This window comes from Azospirillum sp. VT-I1 (assembly GCF_055698305.1).
Window position 1 is genome coordinate 808865 of the sequence record NZ_CP168802.1, and the last position, 22133, is coordinate 830997.

Consider the following 22133-nt stretch of genomic DNA (forward strand, 5'->3'; position numbering starts at 1 on the left):
AGCTGAATGCTGTTGCCCCGAAGGACCGGTCAGCGGGTGCAGCCGCGCGCCGGCACCGGCCAGTCGCCCACGACCTCGCCGTTGCGGGTGACCGCCATGCGGTCGTGCAGGTTGGTCACCACGCAGACATGGTTGGGCAGGATCATCACGCGGTCGCCGATCTCCGGCTTCGCCTCGCTCCTGCTGAGGTCGACCACCGCATGCTCCTCGTTGACGCGGACGATCACCGCGTCGGGGTAATCGAGGATCAGGCCGAAGCCTTCGCCGACCGACGGGGCGACGCGGTCGCTCGACAGGGTCTTGCTGCCGCAATCCAGCACGGCGCGGTCGGGGGTGGGTCGGCTGACCACGGTGGCGTGGACATGCACGGCGCACTCGTCCAGCGTCGCCACCCCGGCGCCGACGGTGGCGCGGTCGTGATAGATGTAGGTGCCGACGCGCAGCTCGGTCACTCCGGGAAGCTCGTGGGTGTCCCAGCAGCCTGGGGTGCCGCCGACCGACACGGTGGTGACCGGAATGCCGGCGCCTTCCAGCAGCGCGCGCGTTTCGGCGACGAAGGGCACGGTGCGGGGGCCGCGCGGATAGGTCATCAGGCCGCGGAAGCGGGTCAGCCCATTGCCGGCGGCGCGGCGGGCCAGCGTCAGCACCTCGTCCGGGGTCTGCACGCCGCAGCGGCCGTCGCCGCTGTCGAACTCCACCAGGATGCCGATCTCGACGCCGGCCTCCGCGGCGGCGGCGGCCACGGTGTCGAGGGCGACGGCGTTGTCCAGCGCCACCGTCAGCTTGGTCTTGCCGGCCAGCTCCGCCAGGGGCTTCACCTTGGCGGCGCCGACGATGGGGTAGGTCAGCAGGATGTCGGCGCAGCCGGCCTCTGCCATCACCAGCGCCTCGCCGATCTTCTGGCAGGTGATGCCGACGGCGCCCAGCTCGATCTGCCGCAGCGCGAATTGGGGAAGCTTGTGGGTCTTGATGTGCGGGCGCAGCGCCAACCCGTGCCGGTCGCAATAGGCCTGCATCTTGGTCAGGTTGTGTTCGACCCGGCCGAGGTCGATGACGGGGACGGGGGTGTCGAGATCGTCGACGCGCATGGGACCGCTCCGGAACGCGATAAGAGGGAAGGGGCCGATCCCGGCGGTGATGCCGTGGGATCGGCCGTAGGCACACGATGTTACGCCGTCGGCAGGACGGCGATGCAGTCGATTTCGACCTGGATGTTGTTGAGCTGGCAGCCGATGGTGGTGCGGGCCGGCGGCTCGGTCGGGAAGAACTCCGAATAGAGCGCGTTGTATTCCTGGAAGCGGCCGAGGTCGCTGAGGTAGCTGTTGACCTTCACCACATGGGCGAGGTCGGTGCCGGCCGCCTTCAGGATGATCTCCAGGTTGCGCAGGGTCTGGCGCACCTCGCCGGCGAAATCCTCGGGCAGCGCGCCGGTCTCCGGATGGTGCGGCCCCTGGCCCGACACATAGACGAAGCCGTTCGCGACGATCGCGTGGCTGTACTGGCCGGCGGGCTTCGCCCCCTTTTCGGCGAAGATCGGCTTGCGGTTGGTCATTCGGTCCTCACAGGTTGGAATATCAGGCGCGGGCCAGGGTCTTGCCCGGACGCGCGCCGGTGTGCCCGCCGTCACGCAGGACGAACTGTCCGGCGACGAGCACGTCGGTGATGCCGTGGGGCGGGCGCGTCGGTTCCTGGAAGGTCGCGCGGTCCGCCACCTCGGCGGTGAACAGGGTCAGGTCGGCCACCATGCCCGGCCGGACCAGCCCGCGGACGGACAGGCCGAAGCGCTGGGCCGGGACGGCGGTCATGTGGCGGACGGCATCCTCCAGCCCGAGCTTGCCTTCGCCCGCCAGGGCGCGGGCGAGATAGCGCGGGAAGCTGCCGAAGGCGCGGGGGTGCGGCTTGCCCGTCTCGCGCGGCAGCCCGTCCGATCCCAGCATGTGCAGCGGATGCGACAGCGCGGTTTCCAGATCGGCCTCGGCCAGCTGGAACATGACGATGTTGGTGCGGCCGCGGTCGGCGCGGATCAGCCGGACCAGCGTCTCGAAGGGGATTCCTTCGCCACCTCGGCGATCTCGGTCAGCGACAGCCCTTCCAAATCGCGAAGATCGTCCGCCGAAACGCCGCCGATGCGGACATTTTCCCAGCCGATCAGGCGGATCTTGGATTCCCAGCCGGCGTCAAACGGCGCCTCACCGTCCTCCACCGCGCGGCGCAGGGCCGCCAGCCCGTCGGCGTCGGCCATGCGCGCCAGCAGCGCCTCCACCCCGCCCGCCAGCGCCGAGGGCGGCAGCAGCTGCAGGATCGTGCTGGAGCCGGCGGGGTAGGGGTACATGTCGAAGCTGACGTCGGTGCCGCCCTTGCGGGCGATCTCCAGCCGCTCCACCGCCCGCGGCAGGCTGCCCCAATAGGGCCGTCCGGCGGCTTGCAGGTGGGAGAGCAGGCCGCTCGCCCCGCCGGCCTTCAGCAGGTCAAGGAACTCGTCCACCGAGGCGATCAGCCCGCCCTCGTAGGAGCGGACATGGGCGGTCAGCAGCGCACCATGCTCCGCCACCACCTCCGCCAGCCGCACCAGCTCGGCGCGGTCGGCCCAGGCGCTGGGCGGATAGACGAGGCCGAGAGACAGGCCGTGCGCGCCCTGGCGAAGCTGCTCGGCCAGCAGGGCGGCCATCGCCTCGCGCTCCTCGGTGGTGGCGGCGCGGTTCTGCCAGCCCATGACTGCGAGGCGCAGGGCCGCGTGACCCACCAGCGAGACGAGGTTGATCGCGGTGCCGCGGCCGTCGAGTGCCGCGCGGTAGCCGGCGAAGTCGGCAAAGGTCTCTTGGGTCTCGACGGTGCCCAGCAGATTGCCGAAATGCTCGCGCAAGGAGCCGGCGCTGGCCGGGCTCTGCGGATAGAGACCGAAGGAGCAGTTGCCGACCACCACGGTGGTGACGCCCTGCGCCACCTTCTCAGGCCGGCCGGGCTGGCGCAGCTGGATCAAATCGTCGTGGCAATGGGCGTCGATGAAGCCGGGGGCGAGGAAGCGGCCCTGGGCCTCCACAGGTTCGGCGTCCGGCGCGTCCAGCATCGGGCCGATGGCGGCGATGCGCCCGCGCTCCACCAGCACGTCGGCCGGGAACCAGGGAGCGCCGGTGCCGTCGATGACGCGGGCGCCCTTGATGAGGAGGGATGCACTCATCTCACTTCGCCTTCTGCAGCCGGGGGTCGAGCGCGTCGCGCAGCCCGTCGCCGACGATCTGGAGCGACAGCACGGTCAGGACGATGGCGCAGCCGGGGAACAGGATCAGCCAGTCGGCCTGCTGGAAATACTGCTGGGCGCCGGCGATCATGTTGCCCCAGGTCGGGGTGGTCGGCGGCACGCCGACGCCGAGGAAGGACAGCGCTGCCTCCGTCAGGATGGCGTAGGCGAAGATGAAGGTGGCCTGCACCAGGATCGGCGAGATCAGGTTGGGCAGGATATGCAGGAAGACGATGCGCGGGGTGGAGGCGCCGAGCGCCGTCGCCGCCTCGATGAAGGGCATCTCGCGCACGACAAGGCAGGCGGCGCGCACCACGCGGGCGACGCGCGGGGTGTAGACGATGCCGAGCGCCAGCACGACGTTGTAGAGCGACGGTCCCAGCGCCGCCATGAAGGCAATCGCCAGCAGGATGTCGGGGAAGGCCATCAGCGCATCGGTCAGCCGCATCAGCATGCCGTCCAGCGGCCGGATATAGCCGGCGGCCAGCCCCAGCAGCGTGCCCATCAGGGTCGCCACCACCACGACCAGCAGCCCGACCAGCAGCGACAGCCGGGCGCCCAGCATCACGCGGGACAGCACGTCGCGGCCATACTCGTCGGTGCCGAACCAGTGGGCGGCGGAGGGCGGCTTCAGCCGGCCGAGGATGTCCATCTTCATCGGGTTGAAGGGCGTGATCCACGGCGCCAGCAGCGCCACTGCCAGGATCGCCAGCATGATCAGGAAGGACAGCACCACCAGCCGGCGGCGGAACAGCTGACGCAGAAGCAGGGCGGCCGGCGAGCGGCTGTTCCGGCCCTTGGCGGAGGAGGGAAGGGTGACGCTGCCGTGACCGGCGGGGACGCTTGCCATGGAAACCCTCCCTCTCAATAACGGACCCGCGGATCGACCACGGCATAGAGCAGGTCGACCGTCAGGTTGATCAGCACATAGATGGCGGACACCACCAGCAGGGCACCCTGGATCACCGGATAGTCGCGGCGCAGCACGGCCGAGACGATCAGGTTGCCGACGCCGGGCAGGCCGAACACGGTCTCCGTCACGATGGCGCCGGCGATCATCACCGCGGTGGTCAGGCCGATCACCGTCAGGATCGGGATCATCGCATTGCGCAGCGCATGCTTCAGCACGACGACCAGCGGCGGCAGGCCTTTGGCCCGCGCGGTTCGGACGTAATCGTGGCTCATCACATCCAGCATGCTGGTGCGGGTGAAGCGCAGGATCAGTGCCGAGTTCGGAATGCCCAGCGCGATGGCCGGCAGCACCAGATGGCGCATGCGCTCCATCAGGTCGGCGTCGGGCGGGCCGTAGCCGGCGACCGGGAACCAGGCATGGTCGACCGCCAGATACTTGATGAGGGTCAGCCCGATCCAGAAGCTGGGCACGCTGGCCGCCAGCATGGCGAGTCCGACCGCGGTCTGGTCGATCAGCCCGCCGCGCTTGGCCGCCGACAGGATGCCGATCGGCACGCCGATCAACATGGCGATCCCCACCGACATCATGGTCAGCAGCCCGGTCAGCTCCGACCGTTCGGCCAGCGCCTGCACCACCGGACGGTTCAGGAAGATGGATTCGCCAAGGTCGAAGCGGATGATCTGGCCGAGATAGAGCAGGAACTGCGTCAGCAGCGGCTCGTCGAGCCCCAGCCGGCCGCGCAGCGCCGCGATATCCTCCGGCGTGGCGGAGGATCCCAGCATGACGGCGGCGGGATCGCCCGGCACCACGCGGGCGATCACGAAGACCACCATGGCGACGAGCAGCATGACGACCATCATGCCGGCGAACCGGCGGACGATGTAAACGAGCATGGTTGCGGTCCTGGACCGAGGGGAGTTTGAGCCCTCTCCCGTCCCGGGAGAGAGGGGGACCCGCCGAAGGCGGGGAGGGTGAGGGGTGGTCCAAGAAACCGGAAGCGCATGGTTCCTTGTACTACCCCTCACCCTTCCCAAGCTTTGCTTGGGCCCCTTCCCTCTCCCGGGGCGGGAGAGGGAGTTATCCCGCTCTCAGTTCTTCAGTTCGGTGTTCCAGAAGAAGGGCCAGGGCGTCGGCGTGTAGCCGGTCAGCTTGTCGCTGCTGGCGGCGAGGTTGTAGAACTCGCCCACCTTCACGCTCGGCACCTCGCTGTAGAACAGCGACTGGAGGGTCACCCATTTCGCCTTGCGGGCGGCCGGGTCCATCTCGCGGTTGAAGGCGGCCAGCGCCTCGCGCTTGGCCGGGCTGTCCCACCAGCCGGGATAGCTGGGGTTCAGCACCGTGATCAGCGACGGTTCCGGCACGAAGGTGTGGTAGGTGAAGAAGGCGTCCCACCCCTTGTCGTCGCCGCGGCGCTGCAGCAGCGTCGCCCAGTCCAGCACCTGCAGGTCGACCTTGAAGCCCGCCATTTCGAGCTGGGCCTGCGCCACCATGCTCATCTTGTACAGGAATTCGTACTGGACCGAGGTCATGATGCGGATCGGCTCGCCCTTGTAGCCGGCGGCCTTCAGCAGGTCCGCCGCCTTGCCGGCGGCGTGGTCGCTGTAGGGCTTGGCGCTGGCCGCGTCGTAATAGGGCGTGCCCTGGGCATAGATCGACCCCTCCGCCTGGACGAAGGCCGGATCGCCGAGGCCCGCCAGCAGCATGTCGTTCGGCTCCAGCGCTGCCAGAACCGCCTGACGGACCTTCGGGTTCGCCATCACGCCGGTCTTGGTGTTCGTGATCATCAGCGGGAAGCCGAAGGGCTTGACGATCACCGGCTTGACGCCGGCCGCGCTCTTGATGCGCGGCAGGGTTTCCGCCGGCAGGCTGTCGGCGAACTGGTACTGGCCGGCCAGCACGCCCGACACGCGGGTGGCGGCGTTCGGCACCGGGACGAAGCGGACCTCGGCTATGCCGGCCTTGCGGCTGCCGGCATAGCCGCTGGGCGTGCCGGCGGGCGAGGCGTAGCCGTCGTGGCGCACCAGCCGGATATACTGGTCGGGCTTGTGCTCCAGCAGCTTGTAGGGGCCGGTGCCGACCAGCGACTTCAGGGCGCCGGGCCCGTCGATCACCGATTTCGGCACGATGGCGGCGGCGCCGTTGTTCATCGCCAGCAGCGCGGTCAGCGGCGCGAAGGGCTCCTTCAGCGTGATGACGATGGCATCAGCACCCTTGACGGCGATGCTCTCGACCAGCGGGGCAACCGTCTTGCCGCGCGGCGAGGCCTTGGTCCAATGGTCCAGCGAGGCGGCCACGTCGTCCGCCGTGACCTTGCTGCCGTCATGGAAGGTGACGCCGCTGCGCAGCGGGATGGTGTAGGTCTTGCCGTCCGCCGACACCTCGGGCAGGGCCGACGCCACCAGCGGGGCCAGCTTCCAGTCGCCGTCGAAGGTGAACAGCGTCTCGAACATGTGCTGGGTGATGATGCTGACGAGGTCGGACGTGGTGCCGACCGGGTCCAGCGTCGGCGGCTCGCCGATGGTGGCGACGGTGACGACCGAAGCGCCGCCCTGCTGGGCCAGCGCCGGTGTAGCCCAATCTCCCAGAATTCCGGTGGAAAGCCCGCCAGCGGCCAGTGTTGTACCGAGAGCGGTGTTGAACAGACGTCGCGTGATCCCTGTCATTTCTGCCTCCCGGACCGTTTGTCCGAAATATCGGACGTCGGTCTTGTATTCCAGACAAGCGAACGGTATATCGGACAAAGACCGCTGGCAAGCCGAAAATCCGCGTGCTAATCGGTTGTGCGACGACCAGGGAGCGCGGATCAGATGAAGAGCAACGGCGTGGCGGAAAAACAGGCGGAAGAGAAGTCGACGGGCCGCGCGCGCGGCATCGACCGCGTCATCGCGCTGATGGAGCATCTGCACAGCCGGCGCGCGCCCACGCGCATCGCCGACATCGCGCGGGATACCGGCACACCGCGCTCGACCATGTACGAGCTGGTCAACACGCTGGTGGAGGCGCGCTGGCTGGAGCTGCGCGACGGCGAGGGCACGGTCTATTTCGGGCCGGCGATGCACTACTACGGCAGCGATTACCTCGACAGCGTCGACCTGATCCGCAAGGCGCGGGTGGAGGTTGCCCACATCGCCGAGACGGTCGGAGAGACGGCGCAGTTCTGCACGCTGGAGGGCGACAAGTATCTGGTCGTGCTGAATGAGCCGGGCCGGCGCATGTTCCGCATCAGCTCCGAGATCGGCATCAAGGTGCCGATCCCCTGGACCGCGTCCGGCCGGCTGCTGGTCGATCATATGGCCGCCGACGAGATCCGGCGCTTCATCCCGCCGGAGGATTTCACCCTGCCTGACGGCCGCCGCATCGCCGAGGACGAGTTTCTGGAGGACATCAGCCGCGCCCGCACCCAGGGTTATGTCCGCACCACGGCGCTGGTCGACCGCTTCACCACCTGCCTTGCAGCCCCGGTCCGCGATCCGGCCGGCCGCTGCATCGCCACAATCTGCTTCGTCGTCCCGGCCGACACGACGGAGGAGGCGCAGCAGGCAATGATCGACACGCTGAAGGCCAGTGCCGAGCGGCTGTCGCCCGGACGCTGACGGCGTCTGCGCCAATTCCGCGCATCGGCCGTTGCCGTTGACACAAGCCAACCCACATGTCTTTAATCTGTACAGACGGCAGCCAGTAATAGCGCTGCGAAACTTCCCATAAAGCCCTGTAGAGCGCTGCGAACGGCGCGGATAACTCAAGAAAAAGTCCGTATGACGTCTTTCACAGCGCTATGCTGCGATGCAAAATAGCGCGGGCTGGAATGTTATGTCTCCGCTTTTGCGGTGGCGTGATTGTGCCAATATCTTCCTCAACAGGCCGCTGCATCGGCCGCCGGAAATCAAAACCGAGTTGAAGGAAGATCATCATGACCACGCATGAAACCGAATCCGCTGTCTTCGCCGCCAAGTTCGCCGTTGTCCGTATCGTTGTCGGCGCCCTGCTGTTCGCGGTCGTCGCCGCCGTCGCCAACGTGAACACCCCCGCTGTCCTGGCTGCCGACGAAGTCCGCGCCGCTGTCGCTCTGGAAATGGTGCGGACCATGCCGGTCACGGTGGCTGACGCCGCCAACTGATGTGTGCGAGGGGGACGGGTTTCCTTCAACCGCTCCCCCAACTCGTGATCTTGCGGGCCTGTCCCTGTTCCCTGGACTGTCCAATGCGACCCAGGAGGAACCGATGCCCCGCAAGCCTGAAGGCACCCTCGACAGTGACGACCGCAAGTCCGGTCAGGAGCAGGTGCCCAAATCTCCCTCCCGCGAGGAGGTCGAGGAGATCAGCCGCTCCCAGGACTATCTGACCGACGACTGGACCGGCGAGGGCGGCCAACCGGACGACGACCGCCGGGACGGCTGACGCCGCATATATCCCTGAACATCCGCTGCGCCGATCGGGCTGGGAGCCGGAGGGATCCGAAGGCTTGCCGGCCCGATCGCATGTGTACACTGCGCGATACGTGCCCCCGCGTCAGGCCGAACCCTGGGACTGCAAAGCCAACCCGGCCGGCATCCCTGCGAAAGCGGGAATCCGGGCTTTCCCAGGAGAGTCCCCATCGGGAACCCTGGATCCCCGCCTTCGCGGGGATGACGGAAAATTCTTGCTGCGGCAGAGGGTTGGTCATTCCCTCGCATGTGCGCGTACCCGGGTTCATGTCCGAATCCGACACATCCCACCGCCTGGAAAGCCCATCCGGGACTCGACCGGATTACGTCCGCCGCCCTCAGGCTTAAGCCGTCGGAGAGGTAGACGAATCACGGAACTTGCGGTCTGCCGCTCCTGTCGAAGGAAGTCCCCTTCCCCAGACCGGAGAGACCGGGATGCGCCACTCCCTCCTCGCCCTGCTGTTCGCGACCGTTCTGGTTCCCGCCGGCGCAGGCGCACAGGAAGCCGGTGCCGATATCGGTGCTCTCATCAGCGGGGGCTTCCAGGCGGAGAAGCCCGTCTGCCCTGCCGGCGACGACGGCTGCGCCCGCTTCGTCGGCGACGCGAAAGGCGGAGTGCCCAAGCGGGGCGGGGCGAAGCAGCCCGTTGTCATCGGCTCCTCGGTCTACATGCTGACCCCCTGGCAGGCGGAGCGCGAGCGCCGTTGCCTTGCGCTGGCCGGCTGGGCCGAGGCGCGGGGCGAGGGGGCCGACGCCATGGCCGCCGTCATGTGGGTGGTCGCCAACCGGGCGGCGTCGGCGTCGCAGCCGTCGCTGCCCTGCCGGGTCGTCGTCGCGGCCGGCCAGTTCGAACCCTTCTCCCCGCCCCAGCAGGTGGAACCGCAGAAGCGCCGTAAGCCGGCCAAGACGGCGAAATCCCGTGCGAAACAGGCGGAACCGCAGCAGGTGGCGGAGGATCCCCGCGTCGCCAACCGGGCGGAGGCCCGGCGCATCCTGGCGGACATCCGCCGTCAGGCGCAGGTGATCCGGGCGGGCGGCATGCCGTCCTGGCCGAAGCTGCGGCTCGCCCCCGACCAGGAGGCGCTGCGGCTGGCCCGCGGGCTCGCCTGGAGCCTGAACGACGACGAGATGCCCGATCCGACCGCGCGTGCCTCGCTGTTCTACAGCCCGCCCACCCAGGCGGCGCTCGGACGGCAGAAGCCGGACTGGGCGCAGGCGCGGCTGCGCACCGCCTCCATCGGCGACCATTCCTTCTACCGCTACCCGCCCGCCCCGGCCGAGCGCACGGCCCCGGCCGAAACCCAGGTGGCGGAGGTCGGCGAGTGAGGCGTCCGGCTACTCCCGCCGCTCGCCCAGGCGCATCTGCATCCGCGCCAGTTCCGGGGCGTTGCGCGCCTCCATCTTCTCCAGCACGCGGGCGCGGTGGGTCTCCACCGTACGGATGCCGATGGAGAGCCGGTGGGCGATGGTCTTGTTCGGCAACCCCTCGGCCACCAGTTCCATCACCTCCAACTCGCGCGGGCTGAGCAGGGCGAGGCGGCGGCGGATCTCCCCGGCCTCCACGTCGGCGCGCCGGGCGGCGAGGTCGCGTTCGAAGGCCTCCTGCACCCGTTCGATCAGCAGATCCTCGTCGAAGGGCTTCTGCAGGAAATCCACCGCTCCGGCGCGGAAGGCGCGGACGGCGGCGGTCACGTCGCCATGGCCGGTGATGATGATGACGGGCAGGGTCAGGCCGCGGCGGATCATCTCCTGCTGCAGGTCCAGCCCGTCCATGCCCGGCATGCGGATGTCGAGGATGGCGCAGCCGGGCTGGTCCGGCGACGCCGTCTCCAGGAACTCCGCGGCCGAGGCGCAGCAGCGGACCGATAACCCGGCCAGATCCAGGTGAAGCGCCAGGGCGTCGCGCACCGCCTCGTCGTCGTCCACCACGAAGGCGACGGGCTTCACGGTGGTCATACGGACTCTCCTTCCGTGTCCTTCGCATGGACGGGAATGGTGAACTGGAACACGGTTCCCCCTTCCGCACCGCCCCCGCCCCCATCTCCGCCCCCATCTCCACTGCCACTACCGCTGCGCACGGTCAGGGTGCCGCCATGGGAGTCGACGATGGTGCGCACGATGGACAGGCCCAGCCCCATGCCCGTCGGCTTTGTGGTGACGAAGGGCGCGAACAGGTTGCGCTCCACCACCTCGGCAAGGCCGGGGCCGGTGTCGCGCACGCCGATGGCAACGAATCCGGGCTGGGCGGCCGGACCGGCGAAGATCACGATGCGGCGCCGCTCCCGGCGATCTTCGGGTGGGCCGCCGTCGGGCGTCATCGCCTCCGCCGCATTGCGGACGAGGTTCAGGATCGCCTGCTGCAGCTGCACCGCGTCGCCGGCGATGGCCGGCAGGGCGGGGGCGACCTCGGCGGCGATCTCCACCGAATGCCGGCTGGCGAGCGGGCCGGCCAGCGTCAGGCAGTCGGCGACCAGCGTGGCGACCGGCAGCGGCGCCCGGTCGCGGGCGCCCTTGCGCACGAAGTCTCGCAGGCTGCGGATGACGCGGTCGGCACGCTCCGCCTGGGTGACCGTCTTGTCGAGGATCTCGCTCAGGCGAGGCGACGCCTCTTCCATTCGCGCGATCTTGCGGGCGGCACGGGCATAGCCCATCGTCGCCGCCAGCGGCTGGTTCAGCTCATGGGCCAGCGCCGCCGCCATCTCGCCCGCTTCGATCAGGCGGGAGGCGTGGGCGAGGTCGGATTGCCGCACCCGCAGCCTGTCCTCCACCCGTCGGCGCTCGCTGACCACGGCGCCCAGCAGCAGGATGGTGATGGCCAGCGTCAGCATCAGAAGCTGGAAATGCGCCATGCGCGCGGTATCGACGCCGGTCGCCTGGATGGCCGCGATCAGCCCTGCCTGCGTCGCGGCGGAGGCCAGCACCGCCCCGCCCAGCCCGTGGCGCACCGCGACAGCGATGGCCGGCAGGAACAGCAGATAGAAATGCTCGTACTGCGACGAGGCCAGCGGGCCGAAATCGAGCCACAGGGTGAAGCCGATCAGCGCGCCCTGGGCCAGGATCTCGGCAGCGCCGCTCCATGACCAGCGCGGCGCCGTCATGCGGCGGGCGAGCAGAACCATCGGGGTCAGGACGGCGATGCCGATGATCTCTCCGGTCCAGAAGCGCAGCACCACCTCGGGGAAATCCGCCCAGCCGAACAGGCCCGCCGCCGTGTGGACGGCGACGAAGCCCAGCCCGATGGCAAGCGCCGCCGCGGCGCTGCCGCCCAGCAGAAGGACGATGTCGCGCAGGCAGGACAGCCCGGGATCGATGGCCTTGCGCAGCAACTGGCCGGCCACCCCATAGCCCAGGGCGACGACGCCGTTCGCCAGAAGGGTGGTTCCCAGGGAAACCGGCAGGTCGCGGACCACGATGTCGGCGGCGGTCAGCCCCAGCCAGACCAGCGGCACCGCGCGTACGCCCAGCAGCAGCGAAAGTCCCATCATCAGGCCGGCCGGCGGGTTCCACGGCGTGATGTTGATCGACGACACCGCATGGATGAAGCTGACCCAGTCCAAAAGCATATGGGCGGCCAGATAGGCCGGAATGAACATCCATCGGTCGCGGACAGTCTGTGGCATGGAGCGATGGTAACGCCGACCGGCACCGACCGCATCAGGTGAAATCATCTTCCCCGTATTACTACGGACACTCTGCGGGACGCCGCGCGACGCTTTCGGGTCCGTATTTCCCGGCATGGACAGACTGGGGCCGACTTCCGATCATCAAGCCGTCCCTTGCAAGGCGTTCTCGTCGCGAGGCGCCTTCGTGAAGCAGGGGCCCGGAAACAGGCCGGAGACACCACCAAACCGGGAAAGTCACGATGGCGACCCTTCGACGCATCCTGCTGGCAACCGACCTGGAACCGAAATCGGACCGAGCCCTGGAGCGCGCCGTCCAGCTCGCCCGCCGGTTCGATGCGGAGCTGACGGCGTTGCATGTCGTCGACGGCGCCGGCGGTCCTTACGGCTGCCTGCCGCTGCACCATGTCGAATCGGAACTCCAGCGCCATATCCTTGCCGTGCCGGGCGGGGCGGAGATCCGGGCCCAGGCGGTCGCGGTGCGCGGTGAGGCGGTCGAGCACCGGGTTGCCGGCTATGCCGGGCTGTGGCGGCCCGACCTGCTGGTGGTGGGCCTGCACCAGCGCGACCGGGTGGCCGACCTGTTCCTGGCCTCCACCGTCGAGCGCATCGCCATCGCCGATGGAACGCCGATGCTGATCGTGCGCGACAAGCCGCTTCAGCCCTATCTGCGGGCGCTGGTGCCGGTCGATTTCTCCGAACGGTCGGCCGCGTCGGTGGACGGGGTGCGGATGCTGATGGCGGAGGGCAGCATCCATCTGCTGCATGTCGTCGATCTGCCGGGCATCGCCGGTCGGTCCCTGTCCGCCTCGGACGCGGCGGCACTGGACACCGGGCACTTCGCGCACGATTTCCGGAAAGCGCTCGGCAGCTCGGCCGGCGGCCCGGAGGTCGAGACGATCGTCCTCACCGGCTCGCCGGGACGGCGGATCGTCGAGCTGGCGCGGGAGGGACGCTACGATCTGGTCGCGCTGGGCTCGGCCCGGCGCGGCGGCGTTTCGCGCGCCCTGCTGGGCAGCACGGCCTCGGAGGTGATCGAGGCGCTGCCCTGCGATGTGCTGGTCGGCGGCACGGGTGCCGACCGCGCCCCGCCGTCCGCATCGACCCTTGGCCACTATGGAGAACCAGATGGCGGAGAACCGGATGGCCATCACTGAGCTTTTTTCCGAGGACGACGTCATCCTCGACGCCGCTCCCGCCAACAAGGCGGCGCTGCTCGACCGGCTGGCGACGGAGGCGGCGGCCCGCAGCGGCCGGCCGGCGCCGGAAATCCTGGATGCCCTGCTGGCGCGGGAGAAGATCGGCTCCACCGCGCTGGGCAAGGGCGTGGCGCTTCCGCATACGGAACTCGCCGACCTCGCTGAGCCGGTCGTCCTGTTCGCCCGGCTCCAGCGCGCGGTCGATTTCGACGCGCGCGACGACGAGCCGGTCGACCTCGTTTTCCTGGCGCTCTGGCCGGCATCAAACCGCAAGGGGCTGCTGGCCGCCATGTCGGAGATCTGCGGGGCGCTGCGCGATCCGCAGTCACTGCGCCGGCTGCGCGGTGCCGCGACGCCCGACGACGCGGCCCGGATCGTCCTCCAGGCCGTCGCGCGCGACGCGGACGACCCTGACCTCGTCAAGGACCCGGACGACCCGCCGCCGGGCCTCTGACCTCCGCCCGTCCCCGCCGCCCCATCCGACCGTAGGACTTCATGCCCGACGCCCTGCTGCTCATGATCGCCGTTGGCTTCCCCTTCGCCGGTGCGCTCGCCGCCGGGCTGCTGCCCACGCATGCGCGCAACGCGGCGGCGTGGCTGGCCGGCGGCGTGGCGCTGGTCGGGCTGGCGATGGTGTGGTCCGCCTACCCGACGGTGTCGGCGGGTGGCGTGATCCGTTATTCGGCGGAATGGATGCCGACGCTGGGGCTGGACTTCTCCCTGCGCATGGACGGCTTCGCCTGGCTGTTCGCCGGGCTGGTGTTCGGTGTCGGCACGCTGGTGGTGGTCTATGCCCGCTATTACATGGCGGCCGAGGACCCGGTGCCGCGCTTCTTCGCCTTCCTCCTCGCCTTCATGGGGTCGATGACGGGGGTGGTGCTGTCGGGCAACCTGATCCAGCTCGCCTTCTTCTGGGAGCTGACAAGCCTCTTCTCCTTCCTGCTGATCGGCTATTGGCACCATACCGCCGCCGCGCGGGACGGCGCGCGCATGGCGCTGACCGTCACGGCGACCGGCGGCCTCTGCCTGTTCGCGGGCGTGCTGATTCTCGGCCACATCGTCGGCAGTTACGAGCTGGACGCCGTGCTGGCGGCGGGCGACCTGATCCGGGCGCATCCGCTCTACCTGCCGGCTCTGGTGCTGATCCTGCTCGGTGCCTTGACCAAGAGCGCGCAGTTCCCCTTCCATTTCTGGCTGCCGCACGCCATGGCGGCGCCGACCCCGGTGTCGGCCTACCTGCATTCGGCGACGCTGGTGAAGGCCGGCGTCTTCCTGATGGCGCGGCTGTGGCCGGTGCTGGCGGGGACGGAGGCGTGGTTCTGGATCGTCGGCTCCGCCGGCCTCGCCACCCTGCTGATCGGCGCCTATGTCGCCATCTTCCAGCATGACCTGAAGGGGCTGCTGGCCTATTCGACGATCAGCCATCTCGGGCTCATCACCCTGCTGCTGGGCCTGAACAGCGAGCTGGCGATGGTGGCGGCGATCTTCCACGTCATCAACCACGCGACCTTCAAGGCGTCGCTGTTCATGGCCGCCGGCATCATCGACCACGAGACGGGAACGCGCGACATCCGGCGCCTGTCCGGCCTGAACCGCTTCATGCCCTTCACCGCCCGCCTCGCCCTGATCGCCGCCGGCGCCATGGCGGGGGTGCCGCTGCTGAACGGCTTCCTGTCGAAGGAGATGTTCTTCGCCGAGGCGCTGTCCGCCAAGGAGCCGCTGCCGCTGTTCTTCGACGTGCTGCCGGTCGCCGCGATGGTGGCGAGCGCCTTCAGCGTCGCCTATTCGCTGCGCTTCATCCATGGCGCCTTCTTCGGGCCGGACCCGGTGGATTTGCCGAAGAAGCCGCACGAGCCGCCCGCCTGGATGCGCTTCCCGGTGGAGATCCTGGTGCTGGCCTGCATCGTCATCGGCATCCTGCCGGCCGCCACCGTCGGCCCGTACCTGGACATGGCCGCCCGCGCGGCGCTCGGCGGGACGCCGCCGGAATACAGCCTTGCGGTCTGGCACGGCTTCAACCGGCCGCTGCTGATGAGCATGATCGCCTTCGCCGCCGGGCTCGGCCTCTACCGGCTGCTGCAGGACCATCTCGCCAAGGGGATCGAGGGACCGCCGCTGATCCGCAGCCTGGAAGGGCGGCGCATGTTCGAGCGGACGATGGTCTTCCTGTCCTGGCGCCTCGCCCGCTCGGCGGAAGGGGTGATCGGCACCCGCCGCTTGCAGCCGCAGCTGAGGCTGGTGGTGTGCGCGGCGGTGCTGGCCGCCGGGGTGGCAGTCTGGCTGCGCGGTCTGGCGCCGGGTAACCTGCAGCCGGCCGGCATCGACCCGGTGCTGGCGCTGATCTGGGCGCTGGGCGCCGCCTTCGCCCTGGGGGCGGCCTGGCAGGCGAAGTTCCACCGGCTGGCGGCGCTGATCCTGCTGGGCGGGGCCGGGCTGGTGGTGTGCGTCACCTTCGTCTGGTTCTCCGCCCCCGACCTCGCCCTCACCCAGCTGCTGGTGGAGGTCGTCACCACCATCCTGCTTCTGCTTGGCCTGCGCTGGCTGCCCAAGCGGCTGGACATCCCCGGTTCCCGCGGGGCGGAGGCGGTCACCCTGGGCCGCCGCCTGCGCGACCTCGGCATCGCCATCGCCGCCGGGGCGGGCATGGCCGGGCTGTCGTTCGGCGTGATGACGCGCCTGCCGCCGGAACTGCTGGCCCAGCATTTCCTGGAGCTTGCCTACAGCGAGGGCGGCGGCACCAACGTCGTCAACGTCATCCTCGTCGATTTCCGCGGCTTCGACACCATGGGGGAGATCGCCGTCCTGGGCGCGGTGGCGATGACCGCCTATGCGCTGCTGCGCCGCTTCCGCCCGGCGTCCGACAGCGTCGACGTTCCCGAACAGCAGCGTGACCAGAGCGCCTACGACATCTCCCAGCCCGACCGCAAGGAGGGCGACACGGTGATGGAGTGGCTGTTCATCCCGTCGCTGATCGCGCGGCTTCTGTTCCCGCTGATCCTGATGGTGGCGCTGTTCTTGCTTCTGCGCGGCCACGACCTGCCGGGCGGCGGCTTCGCGGCCGGGCTGACCGTGGCGATCGCCATGATCCTGCAATACATGTTCGGCGGCATCCAGTGGGTGGAGACGCGGCTGCGCGTGCTGCCGATGCGCTGGATGGGGGTGGGGCTTCTGCTGGCCGCCGGGACCGGCCTTGCCGCCTGGATGTTCGGCCGGCCCTTCCTGACCAGCTATTTCACCTACGCCGAGCTGCCGGTGCTGGGGAAGATCCCGGTGGCGAGCGCCCTGCTGTTCGACATCGGCGTCTTCGCCCTGGTGGTGGGCGCCACGATCCTGATCCTGATCGCGCTGGCCCGCCAGTCCGTGCGCGGCCACCGCGCCGCGACGCCGCGCCCGGCGGAGATGCCGGCCATTCCCGAACGCGTGCCGACCGCCGTGGGAGACGACTGACATGGAACTGATCCTTTCGCTCGGCATCGGCGTGCTGACCGGCTCCGGCGTGTGGCTGCTTCTGCGGCCCCGCACCTTCCAGGTGATCGTCGGGCTGTCGCTGCTCTCCTATGCCGTCAACCTGTTCATCTTCTCCACTGGCGGCCTGCGCACGGGCGCCGAGCCGATTCTGGAGGGCGGGCAGGCCGGCAATCTCGCCATGCATGCCGATCCGGTGCCGCAGGCGCTGGTGTTGACCGCCATCGTCATCGGTTTTGCCACCACCGCCCTGTTCCTCGTCGTGCTGCTCGCGTCCCGCGGCCTGACCGGGAGCGACCATGTCGACGGAAAGGAGAAGGACCGGTGACCGGCTGGATGGATCATCTGACGATCGCGCCCATCGTCCTGCCCCTTTTCGCGGGTGCTGCGATGATGCTGATCGACGAGCGGCAGCGGACACTGAAGGCGGTGATCGGCATGTCCTCGGCGCTGGCGCTGCTCGGTCTGGCCGTGCTGGCGATGACGGTGGCGGATGCCGGCGCCGGAGGGACCAGGGTCTACCGGCTGGGCGACTGGCCGGCGAATTTCGGCATCGTGCTGGTGCTGGACCGCTTCGCCGCGCTGATGCTGGTGCTGACCGGCATCCTGGGCGTGGCCGCCCTGCTGTTCTCGCTGCCGCGCTGGCAGAAGGCGGGGCCGCATTTCCATTCGCTGTTCCAGTTCCAGTTGATGGGGCTGAACGGCGCCTTCCTGACCGGCGACCTGTTCAACCTGTTCGTCTTCTTCGAGATCATGCTGGCCGCCTCCTACGGGCTGGCGCTGCACGGCTCGGGCCTTGCGCGGGTGCGGGCGGGGCTGCATTACGTCGCCATCAACCTCGCCGCGTCGCTGCTGTTCCTGATCGGCGTCAGCATGATCTACGGCATCTCCGGCACGCTCAACATGGCCGATCTGGCCGGGCGGGTCGCTGGGCTGGCGACGGAGGACCGCGGGCTGCTGGAGGCGGGGGCGGCCATTCTCGGCGTCGCCTTTCTCATCAAGGCGGGGATGTGGCCGCTGGGCTTCTGGCTGCCCAACACCTATTCCACCCTGGGTGCGGCGTCGGCCGCCATCGTCTCCATCCTCAGCAAGGTCGGCGTCTATGCCGTGCTGCGGCTGTGGCTGCTGGTGTTCGGCGAGGATGCCGGCGCCTCCTCCGGCTTCGGCGGCAACGTGCTGCTGATCGGCGGGCTGCTGACCATCGGTTTCGGCTCGATCGCCGTGCTGGCGACACAGAACATGGCCCGGCTGGCCGGGGCAAGCGTGCTGGTGTCGTCTGGCACCCTGCTGGCCGCCATCGGCGCCGGGCAGCTGTCGGTGACCGGCGGCGCGTTGTTCTACCTCGCCAGCTCCGTGCTGGCGGTCGCCGGCTTCTTCCTGGTGGTGGAGCTGGTGGAGCGCGGCCGCGGCGTCGGCGCCGACGTGCTGGCGGTGACCCGCGAGGCTTATGGCGAGGGCGACGACGAGGATGCGGACGACGGCGGGGCCGGCGTCGCCATCCCGGCGACTATGGCGATCCTCGGCATCGGCTTCATGTCCAGCGCGCTGCTGCTCGCCGGACTGCCGCCGCTGTCCGGGTTCCTCGCCAAGTTTGCCATCCTGTCGCCGCTGCTGGCCGCCGGCCCGGACGTGCCGGCCACCACCTGGGCGCTGCTGGCGGCGCTGGTCCTGTCCGGGCTGGCGACGGTGGTGGCGATGACGCGTGCCGGCATCAACGCCTTCTGGGCCTCCCCCACCGAGGAGGTTCCGCGCGTACGGGTGGCGGAGATCGCCCCGGTCCTGCTGCTGCTCGCCCTCAACGTGGCGCTGACGGTCCAGGCCGCTCCGGCGATGCGCTACATGGAGGACACCGCGCGTTCGCTGCATGATCCGGGCGGCTATGCCGGTGCCGTGTTGTCCGTGACCCGCGCCCCCGGGATGGGAGGCAAGGAATGAGAAGATGGTTGCCCTATCCCATGATGATCGCGACCCTGCTGGGAGTCTGGCTGCTGCTGAACGAAAGCGTGGCGCCGGGGACGATCATCCTGGGCGGCGTGCTGTCGCTGGCGACCGTGGCGACGCTGAACACGCTGGACCTGCCGTCCGGGCGGTTCCGTCGGCCGCGGGCCGCGCTGTCGCTGCTGGTGCTGGTGCTGGCGGACATCGTCCGCTCCAACATCGCCGTGGCGAAGATCATCCTGCGGCCGGGCCGCGGGGAACAGGTGTCGGGCTTCCTGCGCATTCCGCTCGACCTTCGGGCGCCCTACGGGCTGGCGACGCTGGCCTGCATCCTCACCGCCACCCCGGGCACGGTGTGGGTCGCCTATGACCGGTCACGGAACACCATCCTGCTGCACATCCTCGACCTCGTGGACGAGCAGGAGTGGATCGACCTCATCAAGGGACGGTACGAGACACGGCTGATGGAGCTGTTCGAATGATCGTGCACATGCTGACGGGAACGATCTTCCTTACCCAGATCCTGCTGGTGATCGCCATGGCCTTCGCGGCTTACCGGGTGCTGAGGGGCCGCGGGCGCAGGACCGCGTGCTGGGGATGGACACCCTCTATGTCACGGCGACCATGCTGCTGCTGACCTTCGGCATCCGCACCGGCAGCATCCTGTATTTCGAGGCGGCGCTGATCATCGCCCTGCTGGGCTTCGTGTCGACGGCGGCACTGGCGAAGTTCCTGATGCGCGGGGAGGTGATCGAATGACCCATCTGGCCGAGATTCCCGCCTGGGCGGCGGTCCTGACCTGCCTGCTGCTGCTGACCGGCGCCGTCCTGACGCTGATCGGGACGGTCGGCCTGCTGCGCTTCGACAGCTTCTACCAGCGCGTCCACGCCCCGACGCTGGGGTCGACGCTGGGCATCGGCTGCATCCTGCTGGCCTCGATGCTGTTCTTTTCCGTCCTGGAAAGCCGGGCGATCATCCACGAGCTGCTCATCACCGCCCTGATGGTGGTCACCACGCCGATCACCCTGATGCTGCTGGCCCGCGCCGCCCTCTACCGCGACCGCACGGAAGGAAGCGAGGAGGTGCCGCCTCCGCCTTCGGATTGACCGGGCTTCCTCAAATCCGACGCAGCCGCCCCATCAGTTGCGGGTTGTCCCAGTTCGGCTGCCTGTCCTCGATCACCACGCGGTGGGGCAGGGGCGTGTCGCGCTCCAGCACCACCTCGACCCAGCGCGGCACCAGTTCGTTGTTGAGATCGTCGAGGATGGCGAGCGCCAGCGCCTCCAGCCCGTCCTGGAATCCCGCGAACTCCGCCAGATAGGCGGCGACGGAGGCGGGGTCCGGCACCAGCCGGTCCGGGACCAGACGCAGGGTCAGGCGCGTGCCGGCCATCGGCTCCCCGCGCAACTCCACCAGATAATCGTGGCGGGCGTCGGGGGAGGGGCGGGTGGTCAGCCGCTCGCGCCTCATGCGGATACTCCAAGCCCGGCCTGCCCGGCGCGGGTCAGCTTCACCCAGCTGCGGGCGCCGGACTGGAAGGACAGTCCGCCGCTGTAACCCACCGCCCGGACGCTGTCGGCAAAGACCTGGATCAGCTCCACCCGCAGCTCCGGCGGCAGGGCGGCATGGCTGCGCAGGATCAGGTCGAAATGGTTCGGCCGCACCAGCCCGTCCAGCTGCATCGGCCCGAAGCGGCTGAGGTCCAGGTCGATCAGGAAGCGGCTGCCGGGCTTGCCGCGCGGCTTGCCGTCGCCCTCCTCATCCTCCTTAAGGGGGTGGACATGCAGCTTGATCGGCTTCGGGCCGGTCGAATCCATCAGCGGGATGGTGTAGCTGCGCCAGTCGCCCGGCAGCGGCTCCGCAGCCTCGCGGCGCAGCCCTTCGAAATCCTTTTCCAGCCGGTCCAGCAGGTCGCGCCGCCCGGCCCGGTCGAGCGCGGACGATGCATCGTCGCCCAGCCAGCCGCGGGCGTCGCCGCCGCGCATCGCCGCCAGGAAGAAGCCCAGCGCCGCGGTCAGCTTGCGGTTCGGCTGCGGCATGGTCGCAAGCATCGACTTGGCCAGCGCCGGGTCCGACGCCGCCAGCGTCGCCATCAGCTGCCTCATCGCCGGCCAGTCGCGGTCGCCGAGCGGCCCCGGCGCGCCGGGCAGGGTGGGGGCCGCCGCCTGGGTCGCCTGGGCGAGGTCGGCGAGCGCGGCGGTGACCTTGGCGCCCGGCGGCAGGCTGGCCGGCACGTTGAGCGCCAGCATGCCCTGCTTGGTCGCCAGGATCGGCTGGCCCTGCGGCGTGCTGCCGGCGACGGTGCCGCGCAGGACGGGGGTGTCGGGCGGGACGGCGGGATCCGCGGCGTCCGGGAGCGCCGGCTGGCCTGCGGCCTGACCACCCGCCTGGTTTCCGGTTTGCCCGCCGCGTCCGCCGGCTTCCGGATCGCCGGGCGGGCGCGGCTGTTGCGGCGGCGGGGTGACGGTCAGGATCTTCAGCGCCACGGTGGCGCCGCGCGGCAGGTCGGGCGGTTCGGCGGGGGTGCCGGCTGTTGGGGCCGACGGGCGGTCCGGCGTCGCCGGGGAACCGGCACCGGGGTGCGCCGCATCGCCGCCCAATTGGACCGGAGTGCCGAAAGTTGCGCTTCCCCCGCCCGTCGGCGGAGCCGGCATGGTCGGGGTGGCCAGTGCCGGTGTGGCGGGCGCCGGTGCGGTGGATGGCCCGGTGTCAGGCTTGGCCGGTCCGGCCGGATTCGTGCCGGCTGGGGCGGGAGCCGCCGGTTGGGGGCCGCGCCGCCGGCCGGTGCCGCCGTTGACGGCTTGGCGCCCGATCCGCCGGCGATCACCAGCGCCGGCACCACCGTGCCCGGCAGCAGCGGCGGCAGGGCGGACGGCGTGGCCGGGGCAGGGGTCGGCAGCAGCACGGCGGGAGCGGCCGCATTGCCGGCCGCCGGGGTGCCTGCAGGCGTGGCCGGGGCCGTTCCGCCCGCAGCATTGCCGGCTGGGGTGCCCAGCGCCTGCAGCAGGATCAGCGCGCTCGGCTTGGCCGGGACCGCTGCCGCCGGAGTGGAGGTGGACGGCGTGAGCTGGACGGTGACCGGCTTGTCGGGCGGCAGTTCCGCCTTGCTGTCGAGCAGCAGTTCGCCCGCCGACGTGCGCACGCGGGTCAGTCCCTCCGGCGTCTGGCCGGCGACGGTGCCGGTCAGCACCACCGGGCGGGTCACCTCCGGCAGCCGTTCGGGCAGCTGGACGACCTTGGCCTCGGCCGTGACGGGTGCGGGCGTGGCGGGAGCCGCCGCGGCGGTGGCGGCGGCGGCAGGCGTGACCGACGGTGGGAGCGCCCCGCCCATCGGTCC

Annotated in this window: 23 protein-coding genes and 1 pseudogene; 12 read left to right on the forward strand and 12 right to left on the reverse strand. The window is 69.8% G+C overall.

What is annotated here, in order from left to right; all coding sequences use genetic code 11:
• Nucleotides 1-29: 29 nt before the first annotated feature.
• The 7 genes from AB8P05_RS17630 to AB8P05_RS17660 all read right to left on the reverse strand — a co-directional run bounded on the left by AB8P05_RS17630 (nt 30) and on the right by AB8P05_RS17660 (nt 6814).
• Nucleotides 30-1088 carry an alanine racemase gene (locus AB8P05_RS17630; RefSeq protein ID WP_472759575.1) on the reverse strand — a complete coding sequence of 353 codons (1059 nt, stop codon included), beginning with the start codon at nt 1086-1088 and terminating at the stop codon, nt 30-32.
• 80 nt (nt 1089-1168) lie between these two features.
• Complete coding sequence (locus AB8P05_RS17635) at nt 1169-1552, reverse strand: RidA family protein (RefSeq protein WP_149224340.1); 384 nt, start codon at nt 1550-1552, stop codon at nt 1169-1171.
• A 22-nt stretch (nt 1553-1574) separates the two neighbouring features.
• A complete protein-coding gene (locus AB8P05_RS17640; protein WP_472759576.1) occupies nt 1575-1991 on the reverse strand; it encodes an amidohydrolase family protein in 417 nt (138 codons plus the stop codon).
• Nucleotides 1992-2023: 32 nt separating this feature from the next.
• Nucleotides 2024-3178: an N-acyl-D-amino-acid deacylase family protein gene (locus AB8P05_RS17645; RefSeq protein WP_472759577.1), complete on the reverse strand. Its 1155-nt coding sequence runs from the start codon at nt 3176-3178 to the stop codon at nt 2024-2026.
• 1 nt (nt 3179) lies between these two features.
• Nucleotides 3180-4088 carry an ABC transporter permease gene (locus AB8P05_RS17650; RefSeq protein ID WP_472759578.1) on the reverse strand — a complete coding sequence of 303 codons (909 nt, stop codon included), beginning with the start codon at nt 4086-4088 and terminating at the stop codon, nt 3180-3182.
• A gap of 14 nt (nt 4089-4102) precedes the next feature.
• Nucleotides 4103-5044: an ABC transporter permease gene (locus AB8P05_RS17655; RefSeq protein WP_455173730.1), complete on the reverse strand. Its 942-nt coding sequence runs from the start codon at nt 5042-5044 to the stop codon at nt 4103-4105.
• Between the two features lie 195 nt (nt 5045-5239).
• Nucleotides 5240-6814: an ABC transporter substrate-binding protein gene (locus tag AB8P05_RS17660; RefSeq protein WP_472759579.1), complete on the reverse strand. Its 1575-nt coding sequence runs from the start codon at nt 6812-6814 to the stop codon at nt 5240-5242.
• A 144-nt stretch (nt 6815-6958) separates the two neighbouring features.
• Between AB8P05_RS17660 and AB8P05_RS17665 the strand changes: the two genes are divergently transcribed.
• The 4 genes from AB8P05_RS17665 to AB8P05_RS17680 all read left to right on the forward strand — a co-directional run bounded on the left by AB8P05_RS17665 (nt 6959) and on the right by AB8P05_RS17680 (nt 9900).
• Nucleotides 6959-7744, forward strand: a complete 786-nt coding sequence (locus AB8P05_RS17665) for an IclR family transcriptional regulator (RefSeq protein ID WP_455173732.1) — start codon at nt 6959-6961, stop codon at nt 7742-7744.
• A 317-nt stretch (nt 7745-8061) separates the two neighbouring features.
• Complete coding sequence (locus AB8P05_RS17670; RefSeq protein ID WP_472759580.1) at nt 8062-8268, forward strand: hypothetical protein; 207 nt, start codon at nt 8062-8064, stop codon at nt 8266-8268.
• Between the two features lie 103 nt (nt 8269-8371).
• Nucleotides 8372-8548, forward strand: a complete 177-nt coding sequence (locus AB8P05_RS17675) for a hypothetical protein (RefSeq protein WP_472759581.1) — start codon at nt 8372-8374, stop codon at nt 8546-8548.
• A gap of 461 nt (nt 8549-9009) precedes the next feature.
• Entirely contained in the window at nt 9010-9900 is an 891-nt protein-coding gene (locus tag AB8P05_RS17680) for a cell wall hydrolase (RefSeq protein ID WP_472759582.1), read from the forward strand.
• Between the two features lie 9 nt (nt 9901-9909).
• Here AB8P05_RS17680 and AB8P05_RS17685 read toward each other — a convergent pair whose 3' ends face one another.
• Both AB8P05_RS17685 and AB8P05_RS17690 read right to left on the reverse strand, forming a co-directional pair.
• On the reverse strand, nt 9910-10530 hold the full coding sequence (locus AB8P05_RS17685; protein WP_472759583.1) for a response regulator transcription factor: 621 nt from the start codon (nt 10528-10530) through the stop codon (nt 9910-9912).
• Nucleotides 10527-12194 carry a sensor histidine kinase gene (locus AB8P05_RS17690; protein ID WP_472759584.1) on the reverse strand — a complete coding sequence of 556 codons (1668 nt, stop codon included), beginning with the start codon at nt 12192-12194 and terminating at the stop codon, nt 10527-10529. Before AB8P05_RS17690 ends, AB8P05_RS17685 begins: the two co-directional genes overlap by 4 nt.
• Before the next feature lie 242 nt (nt 12195-12436).
• Between AB8P05_RS17690 and AB8P05_RS17695 the strand changes: the two genes are divergently transcribed.
• The 8 genes and pseudogenes from AB8P05_RS17695 to mnhG all read left to right on the forward strand — a co-directional run bounded on the left by AB8P05_RS17695 (nt 12437) and on the right by mnhG (nt 19902).
• Nucleotides 12437-13351: a universal stress protein gene (locus tag AB8P05_RS17695; protein WP_472759585.1), complete on the forward strand. Its 915-nt coding sequence runs from the start codon at nt 12437-12439 to the stop codon at nt 13349-13351.
• Nucleotides 13338-13847, forward strand: a complete 510-nt coding sequence (locus tag AB8P05_RS17700) for a PTS sugar transporter subunit IIA (RefSeq protein ID WP_455173739.1) — start codon at nt 13338-13340, stop codon at nt 13845-13847. The genes AB8P05_RS17695 and AB8P05_RS17700 overlap by 14 nt, the downstream gene beginning before the upstream one ends.
• Before the next feature lie 41 nt (nt 13848-13888).
• The gene (locus tag AB8P05_RS17705) at nt 13889-16840 is read left to right on the forward strand and encodes a monovalent cation/H+ antiporter subunit A (RefSeq protein ID WP_472759586.1); all 2952 of its coding nucleotides are present in this window, start codon (nt 13889-13891) and stop codon (nt 16838-16840) included.
• 1 nt (nt 16841) lies between these two features.
• Entirely contained in the window at nt 16842-17186 is a 345-nt protein-coding gene (locus AB8P05_RS17710; RefSeq protein WP_455173741.1) for a Na+/H+ antiporter subunit C, read from the forward strand.
• Between the two features lie 8 nt (nt 17187-17194).
• Complete coding sequence (locus AB8P05_RS17715) at nt 17195-18793, forward strand: monovalent cation/H+ antiporter subunit D (protein WP_472760124.1); 1599 nt, start codon at nt 17195-17197, stop codon at nt 18791-18793.
• Nucleotides 18790-19278, forward strand: a complete 489-nt coding sequence (locus AB8P05_RS17720; RefSeq protein ID WP_472759587.1) for a Na+/H+ antiporter subunit E — start codon at nt 18790-18792, stop codon at nt 19276-19278. The genes AB8P05_RS17715 and AB8P05_RS17720 overlap by 4 nt, the downstream gene beginning before the upstream one ends.
• Nucleotides 19279-19286: 8 nt before the next feature.
• Nucleotides 19287-19555: pseudogene (locus tag AB8P05_RS17725) on the forward strand (K+/H+ antiporter subunit F).
• A complete protein-coding gene (gene mnhG, locus AB8P05_RS17730; RefSeq protein WP_472759588.1) occupies nt 19552-19902 on the forward strand; it encodes a monovalent cation/H(+) antiporter subunit G in 351 nt (116 codons plus the stop codon). The pseudogene AB8P05_RS17725 and the gene mnhG overlap by 4 nt, the downstream one beginning before the upstream one ends.
• A gap of 10 nt (nt 19903-19912) precedes the next feature.
• Here mnhG and AB8P05_RS17735 read toward each other — a convergent pair whose 3' ends face one another.
• From AB8P05_RS17735 to AB8P05_RS17745, 3 genes are read right to left on the reverse strand one after another with little or no spacing between them, the layout of a single operon-like run.
• Complete coding sequence (locus AB8P05_RS17735; RefSeq protein ID WP_472759589.1) at nt 19913-20266, reverse strand: hypothetical protein; 354 nt, start codon at nt 20264-20266, stop codon at nt 19913-19915.
• Entirely contained in the window at nt 20263-21282 is a 1020-nt protein-coding gene (locus AB8P05_RS17740) for a hypothetical protein (protein ID WP_472759590.1), read from the reverse strand. Before AB8P05_RS17740 ends, AB8P05_RS17735 begins: the two co-directional genes overlap by 4 nt.
• On the reverse strand, nt 21273-22127 hold the full coding sequence (locus tag AB8P05_RS17745; protein ID WP_472759591.1) for a hypothetical protein: 855 nt from the start codon (nt 22125-22127) through the stop codon (nt 21273-21275). Before AB8P05_RS17745 ends, AB8P05_RS17740 begins: the two co-directional genes overlap by 10 nt.
• Between the last annotated feature and the right edge of the window lie 6 nt (nt 22128-22133).

Coding starts and splice junctions, on each gene's coding strand:
- AB8P05_RS17640 (WP_472759576.1), bottom strand. CDS start 1,991: ATGTTCCAGCTGGCCGAGGCCGATCTGGAAACCGCGCTGTCGCATCCG.
- AB8P05_RS17655 (WP_455173730.1), bottom strand. CDS start 5,044: ATGCTCGTTTACATCGTCCGCCGGTTCGCCGGCATGATGGTCGTCATG.
- mnhG (WP_472759588.1), top strand. CDS start 19,552: ATGACCCATCTGGCCGAGATTCCCGCCTGGGCGGCGGTCCTGACCTGC.
- AB8P05_RS17660 (WP_472759579.1), bottom strand. CDS start 6,814: ATGACAGGGATCACGCGACGTCTGTTCAACACCGCTCTCGGTACAACA.
- AB8P05_RS17635 (WP_149224340.1), bottom strand. CDS start 1,552: ATGACCAACCGCAAGCCGATCTTCGCCGAAAAGGGGGCGAAGCCCGCC.
- AB8P05_RS17700 (WP_455173739.1), top strand. CDS start 13,338: ATGGCCATCACTGAGCTTTTTTCCGAGGACGACGTCATCCTCGACGCC.
- AB8P05_RS17745 (WP_472759591.1), bottom strand. CDS start 22,127: ATGGGCGGGGCGCTCCCACCGTCGGTCACGCCTGCCGCCGCCGCCACC.
- AB8P05_RS17650 (WP_472759578.1), bottom strand. CDS start 4,088: ATGGCAAGCGTCCCCGCCGGTCACGGCAGCGTCACCCTTCCCTCCTCC.
- AB8P05_RS17630 (WP_472759575.1), bottom strand. CDS start 1,088: ATGCGCGTCGACGATCTCGACACCCCCGTCCCCGTCATCGACCTCGGC.
- AB8P05_RS17680 (WP_472759582.1), top strand. CDS start 9,010: ATGCGCCACTCCCTCCTCGCCCTGCTGTTCGCGACCGTTCTGGTTCCC.
- AB8P05_RS17710 (WP_455173741.1), top strand. CDS start 16,842: ATGGAACTGATCCTTTCGCTCGGCATCGGCGTGCTGACCGGCTCCGGC.
- AB8P05_RS17715 (WP_472760124.1), top strand. CDS start 17,195: ATGGATCATCTGACGATCGCGCCCATCGTCCTGCCCCTTTTCGCGGGT.
- AB8P05_RS17695 (WP_472759585.1), top strand. CDS start 12,437: ATGGCGACCCTTCGACGCATCCTGCTGGCAACCGACCTGGAACCGAAA.
- AB8P05_RS17645 (WP_472759577.1), bottom strand. CDS start 3,178: ATGAGTGCATCCCTCCTCATCAAGGGCGCCCGCGTCATCGACGGCACC.
- AB8P05_RS17705 (WP_472759586.1), top strand. CDS start 13,889: ATGCCCGACGCCCTGCTGCTCATGATCGCCGTTGGCTTCCCCTTCGCC.
- AB8P05_RS17685 (WP_472759583.1), bottom strand. CDS start 10,530: ATGACCACCGTGAAGCCCGTCGCCTTCGTGGTGGACGACGACGAGGCG.
- AB8P05_RS17735 (WP_472759589.1), bottom strand. CDS start 20,266: ATGAGGCGCGAGCGGCTGACCACCCGCCCCTCCCCCGACGCCCGCCAC.
- AB8P05_RS17720 (WP_472759587.1), top strand. CDS start 18,790: ATGAGAAGATGGTTGCCCTATCCCATGATGATCGCGACCCTGCTGGGA.
- AB8P05_RS17670 (WP_472759580.1), top strand. CDS start 8,062: ATGACCACGCATGAAACCGAATCCGCTGTCTTCGCCGCCAAGTTCGCC.
- AB8P05_RS17665 (WP_455173732.1), top strand. CDS start 6,959: ATGAAGAGCAACGGCGTGGCGGAAAAACAGGCGGAAGAGAAGTCGACG.
- AB8P05_RS17675 (WP_472759581.1), top strand. CDS start 8,372: ATGCCCCGCAAGCCTGAAGGCACCCTCGACAGTGACGACCGCAAGTCC.
- AB8P05_RS17690 (WP_472759584.1), bottom strand. CDS start 12,194: ATGCCACAGACTGTCCGCGACCGATGGATGTTCATTCCGGCCTATCTG.